Origin of the sequence: Terriglobus tenax, assembly GCF_025685395.1 — a bacterium.
GTDB lineage: Bacteria > Acidobacteriota > Terriglobia > Terriglobales > Acidobacteriaceae > Terriglobus > Terriglobus tenax.
This window is the reverse complement of the sequence record NZ_JAGSYA010000003.1, coordinates 1,142,662-1,157,528: the sequence shown is the minus strand read 5'-3', so window position 1 is coordinate 1,157,528 and position 14,867 is coordinate 1,142,662. Positions and strand designations below refer to the sequence as shown.

Here is a 14,867-nt window from a genome sequence, read left to right as displayed (position 1 = left end):
CGTCTCAGACAAAGTGCCGCGTTTCGCGGTGCTATCCTTGACGCGCCATAACAATGGCCGAGGTTGCGTCGGCGAATGCGTATTGGTTTAGTGACTGCCGGTGGTGACTGCCCCGGCCTGAATGCAGTGATACGAGCCGTGGTGCAACGAGGGATTCTGCATCATAACCACGAGTTCCTCGGCTTTATGGAGGGATGGCGCGGCCTGGTTGAAGACCTTTACATACCCCTTGATCTGCGGGCGACCGAGGACCTTCTGACCCGCGGCGGAACGATTCTGCGGACATCACGCGTGGATATCCGCCAGGTCCATGCCGGTTTCGCACGCTGCGCGCAGACCATGGACCGCCATGGCCTGGATGCGTTGATTGCACTGGGAGGCAATGGAACCCAGGCGGCGAACCTGATTCTCAGCGATATGGGTGTCAACTGCATTGGCGTCCCGAAGACCATTGACAACGACCTGAGCGGCACCGATATGTGCTTTGGCTTTGATACCGCTGTCAATATCGCGACGGAAGCGATTGACCGTTTACACACGACCGCCGCGGCGCACAACCGCGTGATTGTGTGCGAGGTCATGGGACGGCACACGGGATGGATTGCGGCCTGCGCCGGCATCGCGGCCGGGGCGCACGTCACCCTGGTGCCCGAGGTCCCGATCGACATTGACGAGGTCTGCGGACAGGTCCAGTACGAGTGGGAGAAAGGCAACCAGTATGCGATTGTGGTGATTGCCGAAGGAGCCACTCTGCCTAACTCTGACTGGGCGGGCCCGACAAAGAAGCTCGGCGGCATTGCCTCGGCCCTGGCAAAGATGATTGAAGAGCGTACGGGCTGCGAAACACGGAGCGCGATCCTCGGCCACATCCAGCGCGGCGGCACGCCCTCCGCCTTTGACCGGGTGCTGGCGACACGGTACGGGGTTGCGGCAGTGGATCTTGCCACACAGAGACGATTTGGTCGCATGGTCGCTCTTAGAAACTCCACCATCGTGGATATCCCACTGAAGGACGCCGTTGCGGCTCCTCGCGGCGTAGATCCCAGCCTGCTGGAGGTGATCCGTGGCCTGCGGCCGCCGGTAGCGAGCTACACCAGTTATTCGGCGGACGCCAGCGGCTGATCCCTACGCGCGACGGCACGGTTGTCAAACCAGTGGCGTCCTGTTGCAGACAGGCTCCATGGGTTGGTGTGGCACAGTATCTTCGAACTGAAGACCACATGAAACCCGTTCCCCTGCTGCCCCTTCTGCTTGCGCTCCTGCTGCCTTCCCTTTCGCCTGCCTATGGACAGGCTAAAGACGAACCATCTCTGCCGGATCTGCAGGATGCCGGTGCTCTGGGGCAGGATCTCTTCGCACAGTCCGGCTCAACGGGCATGGTACTGGTAGTGGTGCGCGGCGGCCAGAGCTTCTTCCGTGGCTATGGAGAGACGGCTCCCGGGTCACAGGCGCTGCCTTCGCAGGATTCCGTCCTGCGGCTCTGTTCGCTGACCAAGATCTTTACGACGGACGTGCTCTTCAAGCTCTCCGCCGACCGGACAGTCCATCTGGACGACCCGCTGCAGAAATTTGTGCCCTCCAGGATAGAGGTGCCGGAGCGCGTTCACCCCATCACTCTTGCAGACCTTGCCATGCATACCTCAGGCCTGCCCCGCGAGCTGGGGCCGATGCCAAAGGGCACGCCACACTTCACCTTCCCTGACCACAGGACACGCTGGGAGTGGCTGCCAAAGCAGAAGCTGAGGAGTGTCCCGGGAACGGTCTCACTGTATTCCAACATTGGCTTTGACCTGCTAAGCGATGCCCTTGCTTCGGCCACGCACCGGCAATATGCGGCACTGCTGGCGGAACGCACGTTGAATCCACTGCACATGCCAAACACCACCTACTTCCCTACCAGCCAGCAGTGCGCACTTCTGCTGACCGGAGTGCATGACCAGGGACCGTGTACCTCCACCGAAGAGACTGCGGGAAGCTCCGGACTTTACTCCAACGCGAAGGACATGACGAACTGGCTGAAGTATCTGCTGCGCGACAAGAGCGAGACTCTCCCCGCGCAGGACCCCGGTGCCCAGGATGTCTACATGCAGCCCTCGCAACTGCTGCGCCAGGTGGGTCTGGATCATGCCGGTCTGCCGACGGGGCTGGGGCTGGGATGGATACACATTCAGCCGAAGGAAGACCTTCGGCATATTGTTCAGAAGACGGGCGGCGGCGCGGGCTTCCTCACCTACATCGCCATCAACCACGAGCGCGACACGGCCATCTTCCTGGCGGCAACCGACGGCGGCGTACCCGCACACCAGAACCTGTTCCGGGCAGCGAACAACCTGCTTCTCACCATCGCCGGGTTGCCACCGATTCCCGAGCCTCCTGCACGGCCGGTGCGCAAGCCGAAGGCCGCCACTCCGCGTGCGAAGAAAGCAGCAGGACAAGGTGCAAAGAAGGCGCCTGCCAAACCCCATAAGCCCCGCAAGCGGAAGTAAGCACCCGCACGGGCGACCGGAGGGGAGTGGTTTCGGATCGTTCCAACAGCATAACCATCAGGCTGGTGTGATCGAAGATGGGAATCTCGTTGATCAGAAAGGCCACGTAGCGTCCATGCTCGCTGATACTGCGCCAGCCGATACAGCCAACGACGTGAGACACAAGGACTTCCTGTTTGGTTCAAGGGCCAAGTAGACCCCTTGAACCAAACAGACGGGGAGGGTGCCGCGGGACAGGGAAAACCTGTGGGATCTACGCTGTCCAGGCTGTAATCTAGGCTGCAGGATCACAACTGGTCTTGAACGCAGCCTCACGAAACCATCATTTTTCCCTCAAGGCACTGGCGTTTGATGCAATATCGGCACTATATCTTTGGACATTTTTGCCTTGATCCGGCACAAGGCCTGCTACTCAAGGACGGGGAACGCATCCCTCTCCCCCCAAAACCCTTCCAGGCGTTGGAACTGCTGGTCGAAGGCCGGGGAGCCATCGTCTCAAAGACCGTACTTCTGGAAACAATCTGGCCTGATTCCTTTGTGGAAGACAGCAGCCTGACCCAGTGCATCTTCCTTCTTCGCAAGGCACTGGGCAAGACCGACGAAGGGATCGAGATCGTTGAGACGGTTCCTCGCCGCGGCTACCGGATCGGCATTCCGGTGGACCTTATTGAGCCCGTCTCTGAGACCCCGGCGCCCTCAGCAGAGTCTGTACGGACGATTGAGCTTCCCTCTGCAGCGGAGGCTCCGCCGGATGTTCCAGACACGCGAAACAGACTTCCCTGGTGGGCGGTCACAGCCGCAGGCATTGCCGTCGTCGCGTCGACTCTCTTCGTGCTCTCCCGCAACGGACTTATCTGGCAGAAGCCGGAGATCCTCCGCTTTACGCGCCTGACCAACGATGGCGCCTATAAGGAACGCCTAATCTCCCTGCTCACGGATGGCAGCCGTATCTACTTCAGCGAGGATGTAGATGCTCAAAGCTACCTTGCCGAGGTCTCCACGGAGGGCGGCGAAACCAGCCGTAAGCCAGCGCCCCACCCTATCGATACGGCGCTCGCCTACTCCCGCAGCACAAATGAGATTCTTTTTGGCAGTCTATGGGAGCAGTCGTCCGAACACGCCTTTACAGCCATGTCCTTAAGCGGCGGCTCACTGCGTTCGGTAGGCGAGTTGAGCGGGCATGCTGCAAGCTGGTCTCCGGATGGATTGCACATCGCGTACATCAAGGGCAACGAACTGATTCTTGCAGACAGCGACGGCAGTCACTCGAAGCCGGTTGCGCGCATGGACGAGCCGCCCTCGTGGCCACGATGGTCGCCGGATGGAGCCCGCATCCGCTTCTCCACGCAACACTGGACGCAGGATGTGGGCCTGTGGGAGATCAACGCGGATGGAAGCAGTCTTCACCCACTGTTTGCAAAAGAGCCATGGGCACGGATTGCCTGCTGCGGCGACTGGACGCCGGATGGCCGCTACTACGTGTTTGTCGTCAATGAAGCCCGCCGCAGCAGCCTTTGGATTGCGCGCGACCGCCGCAACTTCTGGCAATCCGGCAAGCCTGGCTTGCTGGCGGAAGGCCCTGCAGACTTCTGGCGGGCACCGGTTTTCTCGCAGGATGGCAAACAGATCTTCGCGCTCGGCGAACAGGCACGCGGTGAACTGATGCGCTACGACGCGGCATCGCGTCAGTTCCTGCCCTACCTCGGAGGTCTTTCCACCGACACGCTTTCCTTCTCCCGCGACGGCCAGTGGATGGCCTGGACGGCGTATCCGGAAGGCACCTTGTGGCGCAGCCGCATTGATGGAACGGAGCGCATCCGGCTCACAGATCCGGGCAGCATCGCCCGCTTTCCAGAATGGTCACCGGACGGAAAACAACTTACCTATATCAGCCCGGGCAAAGATAACCTCTGGAAGATCTATCAGGTTCCATCCGGCGGAGGCACTCACGAGCTTCTTGCCTCTGACAAAATGAACCAGGGCGTTCCGACATGGTCAGCAGACGGCAGCAAGCTCGTCTTCGGCCAGGTTGTTACCTTTGGCGTTCGCCAGCAATCCTTCCAGCTTCGCATCCTCGATCTGAAGACCCATGCACTCTCACCTCTGACTGGCTCGGAAGGCTTATGGAAAGCCCGCTGGAGTCCGGACGGGAACTTTATCTCCGCCGTGACCGCGGACAACCACAAGCTCAAGCTGTATGACGTGCAGAGCTCCCGATGGATGGAGCTTGCCGATGTTGGCGTCAATGACTGCGTCTGGAGCCATGATGGAGAATCCATCTACTTCGACTCGCCATGGGAACCTACGATCTTCCGCTACCACCTGAAGACGCACACCCTGGAACGCTATGCGAGCCTGAAAGGGATACGCCGTACCGGCTTCTTTGGTTGGAGCCTCAACCTTGCTCCCGACGACTCTCCTGTTCTGCTGCGAGAGGCCGGCATCCATGAAGTCTACGCACTGCAGGCCGAGTTACCGTAGCCACTCGCACATGCTTGCTTTACTCAAGGAAGCGTTGTCCTAACGAAGCAGCGCCCTCAGTTGCGATGGGTAGGTATCGGGCGTTTCCGGCGTATCCTGCACACGCACGCCGATGCCATAGGTAAGACTGTCTCCCAGGCACAGAATCGTGGTGTTCGCGGGCAAGGACTTTGGCAAGGCAGACCGCACGGCCCCGGCGAGTAAGCCATATCCGCGAGCGGTAAGATGAACGCCGTCCGTGCTGAGTTCGGCGTTTGCGCCACCAGCATCCCGCAGCACCTGGTTGAATGGAACCAGCGTGGCGTGGTTTTCGCGCGCGACCTGCTGCACAATGCGATTGACCTGTGCCTGCCGCTCAAGCGGAGAAATGCTGCCGTATGACTCTGGCGTGTGCCGTGTCATCAACCGGGCAAGATCGGGGTCATGCACGGTAACCATGATGACCTGCGCCCCGGACTTCTCCGCACGCTGCACCATCTTCGTCAGGCTCTGCTGCGTCTGCGCAGGAGGCAGAAATGCCTTCTCATTCAACGCATCGTTGCCGCCTGCCAGAATCACGACAAAGTCCGGCTTCACGGCAACCAGTTCGTGCTCGAGATGCTCTTCAATCTGAGCGGTGTTTCTTCCTGGCCACCCGCTGTTGATGACACGGATCTGTCCATGCGCCAAGGCCGTAACACTTAGCAATAGAAAGACAACACAGTTTCGCATGTATCCCCTTATATAAGAGACAGGCAGAATAACGATAGTTCCCGGGGGATCTTCCTATCCGGAGATAGCACAGCGAAAGCCGATATTCGAGGTCGAGCTATCCGGCGTATTTGAGGTTCTTGCGGCAACACGATAGCGGTTGCAGTACGACGCATGACATAGAAAGGAGCCGCCTTTCATCACTCTGGCATCGCCAGCTTGCGGCCCGGCCGGATCATGGCCGCTCCGCGTAAGGGCATCCGCCGTAAACCAGTCGGAGCACCACTCCCAGACATTCCCCGCCGCGGAGTACATGCCAAACGCATTCGCCGGAAAGGCGTCAACCGGACATGTTCCGCTGAAGCCATCCTCCACAGTGTTTTCGTTGGGAAACTGCCCTTGCCAGATGTTGCACATGTGTCTGCCGGATGGTGTCAGGTCGTTGCCCCAGGGGTAGAGCTGTTGCTCCAGCCCACCCCGCGCCGCAAACTCCCACTGTGCCTCGGTCGGCAACGACTTGCCGGCCCAGCGCGCAAATGCCATGGCGTCGTTCCACGAAACATGCACCACCGGATGATTCTCCCGGCCGATCAAAGACGAGCCTGGGCCTTCCGGATGTTTCCAGCTGGCGCCTTCCACCTGGCACCACCACGGCGCCGCTGCCACGGTATCTTTGGCCAGCTCCTCGAAACGATCCTCCGGAAGATGCATCCAGAAGACGAAAGACCAGCCAAATCGTTCCGCCTCCGTGCTGTAGTTCGTCTCGCGCACGAATGCCTCAAACTGCGCATTCGTGACGGGACAGGCATCCATGTGGAAGGGCGAGACAACGACCTCTCGTACGGGCCCTTCCCCATCCTGGGGAAAGCCATACGGATAGTCTGTTCCCATCAGGAAGGAGCCGCCAGCCAGCGAAATCATGCCCACAAGCGAAACCTGCTGCCCAGGACGTACCGGTTCTGCAATGACCTCTTCCATTGCGGAACCGGCACGTCGAGCTGCACAGCAAGATACAGGCTTATCCATCATGATGTCTCTTCCACGATACTCGAGCGATGCCTATTTGAGCGTTCGCGGCACATAGCGGCTTAGCCCTTTAGGAGAGTCGGCGTCCTGCGGCATGATGTGGCCGCCTTGCACCAGCGGCACCGGTCCATGCAACAGTGGATCGCCGGTCTGCTTCATCCAGACATCAAGCTTTCCTCGCAGATCCGCAAGAGCAGTCTTTGCACGTGATTCGGAGCTGGCTGCCAGGTTGTTTTGCTCATTCGGATCGAAGATCAGATCATAGAGTTCTTCATGCGAGACGCTGGGGAGAGACTTCCACCCATTGTCCATCCAGAAGTTTTTGCTGTAGCCGTCATCGCAATTGGGAAGAACAACGTTGGACCTGTCATCGAAATGACGAATGTACTTCCAGCGCGTTGTGCGGACGGACCGTTTGGGTTCATAGGCCGCGTGATAAGTTACCTCGGAAAAGACAGCCTCATTGACCTGCTTGCTGCTGCCCTGAAGGACCGGCAGGAAAGACTTGCCGGTAAGCCACGCCGGATGCGGAATGCCAAGATAGTCGCAGAGAGTGGGAAACACATCAATGTTCGACAGCAGAGCATCTGACACCTGCGGCTTTGCGAAGACACCCGGCCCACGCATGATGAGCGAGATGCCTGTGCCGGTATCGCGTAGGCTGCACTTCATATTCGGGAAGGCGATGCCATGGTCGGTTGTGCTGATGACGAGCGTGTTCTCTGCGAGGCCTGCACTCTCCAGCGCATCCAGAACCTCACCCACTCCTTTATCGAGAATACGTGCACTGGCGTGGAAGCCGGCCATATCCAGCCGCGTCTCCGCAACATCAGGCAATGGTGCAGGCGGCTGAATGTAGTCGGGATTGTCGACCGGCTCCGGAAACTCGCGATGCGTTTCAAAGAAGCCCACATCCAGGAAGAACGGCTTGTCCTGCTTGCTGCGCAGAAATTTCACCGCGGCCGGTGCAACATCCTTCGCACTGGTGGTGGCGTGCGGAAGAAGCTGGTCATAGCCAATGACAGATGGATCCGCCGCAACATGCTGTACCCCGGCAAGCGCGGAGATATACCCGTGCTCGCGCAGGGTATGCAAAATATGCTGCTTGTAATCGCTCAGGCTCCAGCCAAGGTGTGCAAGTCCCAGCATGCCCGACGCGTGCGAGGACTGTCCTGTCAGCAGTGCAGCCCGGCTTGGCGAGCAGGTTGGCGCGGCGCTGTGCACATTGCGAAACAGAACGCCTTGTTTCGCCAGGCGGCTCAGGTTTGGCGTAGGAACATCGTGTCCATAGGGACGAAGATATCTGCCTGAGTCGTGCGAGTGCAGATAGACGATGTTGTACTTCCCTTCTGAGGAAGGCGCCGCCGCCGCGCTTTTACGCGTAAACGCATTTGCCGCAAGAGCCGCCACGGCTCCGGTCTGCAGGAAGCGGCGGCGGCTTGGATGGTTTTCGTTTGCCATTGCGGAAGTCTCCTTCTAGAAGCTGATTTTCAGGGCAACCTGCAGCACACGCGGAGACTGGGTACTGCTGATGACGCCCGCCGTCGTGGTGCCAATGGTTGCATTGGGGTTATTGAAATTTGCCCGGTTGAAGGTGTTGAAGGATTCTCCACGCAGGTCGGCACTCACACGCTCCGTGATGAAGAAACGCCGCTCCAGCGTGAGATCTACGTTGAAGTAGCCAGGCCCGGTCAGGATGCCCGTACCGGAGTTTCCAAAGCTATACAGCGACGGCGCGGTAAATGCGTTGGTATCGAAGTAACGCGCTGCCGTGCGTCCGCTGCTCAGACGGCCGGAGCCAATGCGGTTAGGACGCTGCGTTCCGCCGCCGGAAGAGTTGGAGACATTCGAACCATAGAAGACGGTGAAAGGCGAGCCGGAATGCAACGACCAGACACCGCTGAAGTTCCACGGACCGACGATGTAAGAGACCGGACCACGCGACAGGAACTGGCGGCCACGTCCGAAGGGAAGCTCATACACATGGTTCAAGACCAGCGTGTGCCGGAAGTCGTCCGGTGTCGAACCCCAGTTGCAGCGGACGCACTGGTGATCCTGAATGTCCGCATTACCGCCGCCGTTCGGATTCCCCGCATCGGAGAGATACTTCGCATAGGTGTAAGACGCGCCGAAGTTCAACCCCTTCGAGGTCCGCTTCTCAAGGTGCACCTGCAGGCTGTTGTAGGAAGCATCGCCCGCACCGGTACGATAAGCGACGTTCACCAGGTTCGGATTGATGCTGTAATACGGCCTGCGTATATTCTGTGCGCCTGCTCCTGGCCGGGACTGGTTGAGGTTCAGGCTGTTGATCAGCAGATGCTGGGAACGGGTACCAACGTAGCTGACCTCCAAAATCGTATCCTGACGCAGTTCACGCTGGAGGCCAAGGCTGTATTGATACACGCCCGTCTGCCGCGTATTCACATCCCATGCCGTAGGGCTTCCGGTAGAGATAGCCGTGGTATTGTTGGGGTCGGGCTGCACGGGAGTCGAGAAGCCATCGCTGAGCCGCGAAACGGGAGCGGCGGCGCTATCCGTTGCGATGACCTGCGCGAAGTAGTAGGGCAGATTCTTGTAGAGCTGCGCTCCACCAGCGAGCGTATCGACAAACGAGAGACCGAAGCCTGCCCGCAGAACCGTCTTCTTTTGCGCATCGAGACTGTACGCAACGCCGGCACGCGGAGAGAAGGTCTTCCAGTCAAAATTCCGCAAACGACGGCTATTGCCATTCAGCCCGGCGACGCGCAGGGTTCCCGACGCCACATCAAAGTTCGCCCAATGGTTGTTGACCTCATACGGCGGAGCGCTGATCTCATAACGCGCGCCATACTCCAGGGTCAGCCGATCGGTGACACGCCAGGTGTCCTGCAGGTACGGCGCCAGTTGGAATGTTCGCATTCCGAATTCACCGGTAAGGATGTTGCGATTCGCGGCATCCGTCGCTCCAATCGCAAAGTCGGCCAGGGCGGAGGCCGCGCTGGTGGATCCGATCTGCCGCGTGAACTGACCATTGAAATCGTAGGTACCGCGCACGGGAAAAGCAGAGAATCCGTTGAAGCGATGACGCAGGAAAAGCAGACCGGCTTTGACCGTGTGTTTGCCCGCAGTGTGAATTACATCGCCATCGTACTGAAAGGTTGTGATGTAGCTGTTCTCCGGATACGACGAGGTATCACCCAGCGCAGAGAAGTTCGAAATGGTAATTCCCGGCAATCCCCCGGAGATAGCGTTGTAGTTGATGCCGGGTATCCCGAGAGCGCTGGCAGCCGCGAATCCCTGGCCCAGCGGAGTGACTTCTGCGCGCCAGCGGACGATGGCCGTGTGTGCTTCAAGCAGAGTTGCAGGTGACAGCACATGCGAGTATCCCAGCGTTCCTGACTGCGTGCGTACCGGCGTCCGGGTTCCATTTCCTCCGGTACCGATATACGGACCGATGAGCGAGACACCCGAAGGCGCGGTAGCCACCGTGCCCGGCGATACCTGCTCCGTCTGGTCGAACGAGTACTTGAAGAACAACCGGTCGCTGCTGCCAAGATTCTGGTCGATGCGTGTATCGAACTGGTTCGTGTTCTGCGTCAGCGCCGGTGTAATGGTGTAGTTGTTGGTTGCATTTCCGTTGGTAGGCGTTGGCAGAAGATCCACGAACTTTACGGCTGCCGCGTCCAGAAGAGAGGTCGGAATCTGGTTCCCGGCAAATGCGGCGCGCGCTGTTACACCACCCACCGTGCTGCTTGCATACGGGTTATAAAGCTGTGTGCCCAGAGCGGAGAAGTTTCCGGTACGCACCATTGCCCGCTGCGCCAGGGTCGGAATCGTGGTTGTGTAAGTCTGCGGCACAGACTGGCGAATTCCCTGGTAGTCAGCGAAGAAGAAGGTGTGGTCATGCAGAATAGGTCCACCCAGCGTAGCGCCGAAGGTGTTGCGGCGATACGGCGCCCTGCGAATTCCATTCTGTTTCGCGAAGTAGCTGTTCGCGTTCATCTGGTCGTTGCGCAGGAACTCCCACACACTACCGTGGTAGCGATTGCTGCCAGACTTAGTGGAGACGGTCGTGACGGCTCCGGCAGCTTCGCCATACTCCGCGTTGAAGTTGCTGGTCATCACACGGTACTCCTGAATGGAGTCGACAATGGGCACCAGCACCAGCGTATTCAGCCACTGGTTGCGATCATAAATTCCGTCAATCAGATACGAATTCGCAGCGGCGATCGAACCATTCACGCTGAAGTTCGCTCCACCACGAATCGCATAGGCGCTACCGCCCTCGGCGAGGTTGGAGGCTGATCCGGTATGAGCACCGGGAGTCAGAAGCACCAGATCAGTAAAATTGCGCGTCGCCAGAGGTAACGCGACAACCTGCTTACTGTCGACCAGTGAGGACACAACACCACTCTGCGACTGAACAAGGGACGCAGACTCTGTGACCGTAACTGTCTCAGAGTTGTTGCCCACACGCAGCGTCAGGTCGACATCCGTCGTAGCGGCGCTGGCCAGCGTAATGTTGCTGCGCTCCAGCCGCTGAAAGCCAGGCTTCTCCACCGAGAGACGATAGTTCCCTGCGGGGATCGAAGGCGCGGTGTACTGCCCTTCCGCATTGGTGCTCACCGTGCGTTGAAAGCCGGTGGCTGTATTCAGCAGCGTTACCGTTGCTTCCGCAATGGCAGCGCCAGAGGAGTCCTGCACCGTGCCGACAAGGGTGGATGTCTGCTGTGCAAGGGCGACATAAGAAAGCGACAAAAAGACGAGAGAAAAACGAAGCAAGCGAGAAAGCAAGAGAAGCCTCCAAACGGGTTAGGCCATGCGCACAAGCGGGCGCTGTGGCTCCGGGTCATTCCTGCTACACGTTTGCTGGACGATGCCAGGCAAACAGCGTAGCCTTCAGGCGTTCGGCTTCCTTGCGACATCGCGGATCCGCCGCTACGTTGCTTAGCTCGGCGGGGTCAGACTTCAGGTTGTAGAGTTCTTCGCGATCATGCTCCCAGAAGGTGTACTTCCAGTCGCCATCACGCACCATGTACTTCGCCCGCGGAGTGTTCAGGGCATACTCCGCAAAGACCGGTCCAAGGGTCGCGGGCTTTGCAGGATTTTTGACCAGAGACGCAAAGCTCTTTCCATCATTCGGCTGCAGTTGCGAAACACCGCTCAACTCTGTCAGGGTTGCGCTGAGTGAGACCTGGCTGACCGGCGTAGACACCACTCCATTTGCGCCTCCGGGCACATGCATCAGCAACGGGACTCCGCAGGAGCCCTCGTAGAATTCGAACTTCTGCCAGAGGCCGAGATCACCCAGCATCTCGCCGTGGTCAGAGGTGTACAGAATGATCGTGTCGCGATCAAAGCCGGTCTGCTGCAGCGCGCGCAACAACTGGCCGACGCAGTCATCCATCTGCGCAAGGTTGGCATAGTAGTACGCAATATGTTCTTTAGCTCTGGCTTCGTCTCTGACCTCAGGTGTCGGCCCGTTGTACTGGATCGATTGCGCTACTTCCTTCGGAAGCGAAGCGAGATCCGCCTTGCCCCAGCTTGCGGGCAGCTTCATTTCTTCCGGCTTGAACATATCGGCAAAGCGCTGCGCAGGCATGAACGGATCGTGCGGCTTGAGAAAAGAACTCACCAGGAAGAAGGGACCATCCTCGCGGCGATGCTGGTGCAGGAATCGAATCGATTCCCGCGCAACGAAAGAATCGAAGTGGTCTTCCTCAGGAAGACGCGATACGCGGCCTACGTGAACCGACCCTTCACGCTCATCCTCGTGACGTGCATCCTTCCATGGGTCACCGGATTCGCGCCACAGATCATCGATCTCCGGCTGCCCGGAACCTGAGTTTGGCCGTCCAAGTTCGTCGGCGTACAGAGCGGTTTTTGGCCCAAGGTACTGGAACCAGTCGTTGAACTCGAGACGGTAATCAAAGCCGTGCGTCTGCGCATCAACCCAGTGCATCTTGCCAATCAGGGCGGTACTGTAACCGGCCGCGCCGAAATGGTGCGCCATCGTTTTATGCTTCGCAGCATAGGAATGTGTATTGTCCTGCGCCTCGTGGTGATGGCCGTACAGCCCCGTCATCAAGGAAGCGCGGGAAGGCGTGCACACAGGGTTTGCGCAATACGCATCAGTAAACCGGACACTTTTCCGCGCAAGTGCATCCAGGTTCGGCGTTCGTGCAACCGTATCGCCATAAGCTCCCATGCAGCTGCGCTTATGCTGGTCAGACATGATCAGCAGAACATTCGGCGGAGAACTCCGCCGCTGCGCCCTGGCGAACGGGCTGACAAAATTCGACGCCGCCATCAGGAGACTGTTCTGCAACAATGCACGCCGATCCATGCACACTCCAAGGGGATACCGCGAACGGTGCCAGTCTTACCCTCTATTGCTCAATGGGAGGTACAGGCTTGAACGACACACTTGATTTTGGGAGGGAGATTCGCTGTCTATGGCCAAAGGCCATGCGAACTCAACGTCACGCGAGGGACGGAGTACAACAACAGCTACAGTGCTGGAATACGTTACGCACGAACCAGAGTGTAGCACACCCTTACATCTTTGACGTGGAGGGGTCTTACGGGTCGCGGTATTCGCGCTTTTTCAGTTCGCGGATCGCCTGCTCGTGCCCCTTCAGCGCTGCCTGCCGTGTCCAGTGGCGGGACTGGGTGTAGTCATGTTCCACACCCTGACCGAAGTAATAAAGATGGCCAAGCTGAAACTGGGCCTCCGCGTTGCCCTGCGCGGCGGCTTTGCGATACCACTCCGCAGCCTTGGCATAGCTGTGCGGAACACCCTGCCCGATGTAATAAAGATCAGCCAGCTTCTGCTGTGCCTCAGGAAAGTTCTGATTCGCGGCTAAACGGTACCAGAAAGCGGCTTCGGTATTGTTCGGCGGAACGCCTTCGCCCTTGTGATGCATGAGGCCGAGATTGTATTGCGCCCAGGCCAGTTTGCTGTGGGCTGCGCGCTGACACCATGCGAATGCTTCTGCAAAGTCGTTCGCAGTGTAGTAACGGTAGCTGAGATTGGCCTGCGCGTAGGCGTGTCCTTGTTCGGCGGCCTTGCGCTCCCAATAGGCGGCCTGCGCCGTGTCCTGCGACACACCCTGCCCCTCGTCGTACATCGTGCTGAGCAGGTACTGCGACTCGGCATGGCCCTGCTCGGCAGCCAGGCGGAAGCTGGCTACGGCATCCGTGAAGTTGCCAGCGCCATACGCAGTGACACCCTGCCGGTAGTGCGGGTTCGCGGCTGCACTCCCGGCATCCCGACGGCCGCGCGCAACAATGCTCGAACGCGTGGAATGGAGCGACAGGCCGTTACCGGTCGGGGTGTGCTGCAGGCCGGGCTTGGTTTTATCGTCCATGGGCGTAGATCTGGCGGGTTACGAACTCGAAGCGGTACTTCGCGTCGGCAATCTGGTCGCGGAGACTGGTGGCGAGCTCCGTCAGCAGGTCACGGTGCTCGCCTGCGGCGGCTTCCGTGTCCAGGTGGAGTTGACCTATTTCGCTGGCCATCAGTGTGTGCTGCTCCGCATCCAGGTTTGCGATGTCACGCTGCGCATGCTGGATCTGGCGCGTAAGACGCAGCAGCTCCGTGGCGGCATCCTCTCCGGCAATGGAGGAGCTGATCTCGCGGTAATCATCGAGCAGGCGCTGCAGAACCTCGATATCTCCCCTGCGATAAGCCTGATTGGCCCGTGCCATCAACAGGGTGAAGTGCTGCTGCTCGGCCTCATCGCGCGCGAAGTCGGGGTGAATACGCTTGGCGACATCGCGAAACAGGGTTTTGAGGCTAGGCGGCGGATCGAACTCTTCGGCCTCAGGATCATGGCCCAGTGCGGCATCCCGCGTCTCCTGCGCACGCTGGCGAGCTTCCTTAGCCCTACTGCGGGCAGCATCGGAGTCATAAAGGTCCACCTCGCGCTCGGCGATGCGTGCTTCCAGTTCATCCAGTACCGCGTAAAGAACGCCAACCTGGCGGAAGTAACGGTCTTCGAATGCTTTGAGTTGGGCACGAAGCTGGGCAAGCTCCGATTCACGCTCAGCAAGCGTCGTACGAACAGCGGCAAGCTGCTCGCGCTTGTCAACAAGTGCGGCGGCGTCCGGCGTTTCCTGGAGGATGATTTCAGCGGGCATACGGCTTCCGTCGGGCGGAGATTCCAGTTTATCGAAATGAACTCCCCTGCTCTACCGGGGGTG

Annotated in this window: 10 protein-coding genes; 3 read left to right on the top strand and 7 right to left on the bottom strand. The window is 59.1% G+C overall.

Translation table 11 applies throughout. From position 1 onward, the window contains the following. Positions 1-75 precede the first annotated feature (75 nt). From OHL13_RS04810 to OHL13_RS04800, 3 genes are all read left to right on the top strand, one after another. The gene (locus OHL13_RS04810) at positions 76-1,122 is read left to right on the top strand and encodes a 6-phosphofructokinase (RefSeq protein WP_263408971.1); all 1,047 of its coding nucleotides are present in this window, start codon (positions 76-78) and stop codon (positions 1,120-1,122) included. A gap of 98 nt (positions 1,123-1,220) precedes the next feature. Next, positions 1,221-2,486 carry a D-alanyl-D-alanine-carboxypeptidase/endopeptidase AmpH gene (gene ampH, locus OHL13_RS04805; protein WP_263408970.1) on the top strand — a complete coding sequence of 422 codons (1,266 nt, stop codon included), beginning with the start codon at positions 1,221-1,223 and terminating at the stop codon, positions 2,484-2,486. Positions 2,487-2,837: 351 nt separating this feature from the next. Next, positions 2,838-4,967 carry a winged helix-turn-helix domain-containing protein gene (locus OHL13_RS04800; protein ID WP_263408969.1) on the top strand — a complete coding sequence of 710 codons (2,130 nt, stop codon included), beginning with the start codon at positions 2,838-2,840 and terminating at the stop codon, positions 4,965-4,967. A gap of 39 nt (positions 4,968-5,006) precedes the next feature. Here the strand turns inward: OHL13_RS04800 and OHL13_RS04795 are convergent, their stop codons facing one another. The 7 genes from OHL13_RS04795 to OHL13_RS04765 all read right to left on the bottom strand — a co-directional run bounded on the left by OHL13_RS04795 (position 5,007) and on the right by OHL13_RS04765 (position 14,804). Then, complete coding sequence (locus OHL13_RS04795) at positions 5,007-5,678, bottom strand: SGNH/GDSL hydrolase family protein (protein WP_263408968.1); 672 nt, start codon at positions 5,676-5,678, stop codon at positions 5,007-5,009. A gap of 54 nt (positions 5,679-5,732) precedes the next feature. Continuing rightward, a complete protein-coding gene (locus tag OHL13_RS04790) occupies positions 5,733-6,635 on the bottom strand; it encodes a formylglycine-generating enzyme family protein (protein WP_263408967.1) in 903 nt (300 codons plus the stop codon). An 81-nt stretch (positions 6,636-6,716) separates the two neighbouring features. Beyond that, positions 6,717-8,144 (bottom strand): sulfatase family protein, encoded by a 1,428-nt coding sequence (locus tag OHL13_RS04785; protein WP_263408966.1) that lies wholly within the window; start codon positions 8,142-8,144, stop codon positions 6,717-6,719. A gap of 15 nt (positions 8,145-8,159) precedes the next feature. Next, positions 8,160-11,456 carry a carboxypeptidase-like regulatory domain-containing protein gene (locus OHL13_RS04780; protein ID WP_263408965.1) on the bottom strand — a complete coding sequence of 1,099 codons (3,297 nt, stop codon included), beginning with the start codon at positions 11,454-11,456 and terminating at the stop codon, positions 8,160-8,162. Between the two features lie 64 nt (positions 11,457-11,520). Next, on the bottom strand, positions 11,521-13,008 hold the full coding sequence (locus OHL13_RS04775; protein WP_263408964.1) for a sulfatase family protein: 1,488 nt from the start codon (positions 13,006-13,008) through the stop codon (positions 11,521-11,523). A gap of 235 nt (positions 13,009-13,243) precedes the next feature. Beyond that, the gene (locus OHL13_RS04770; RefSeq protein ID WP_263408963.1) at positions 13,244-14,032 is read right to left on the bottom strand and encodes a tetratricopeptide repeat protein; all 789 of its coding nucleotides are present in this window, start codon (positions 14,030-14,032) and stop codon (positions 13,244-13,246) included. Further along, positions 14,022-14,804 (bottom strand): coiled-coil domain-containing protein, encoded by a 783-nt coding sequence (locus OHL13_RS04765; RefSeq protein ID WP_263408962.1) that lies wholly within the window; start codon positions 14,802-14,804, stop codon positions 14,022-14,024. The genes OHL13_RS04770 and OHL13_RS04765 overlap by 11 nt, the downstream gene beginning before the upstream one ends. Positions 14,805-14,867: the final 63 nt, after the last annotated feature.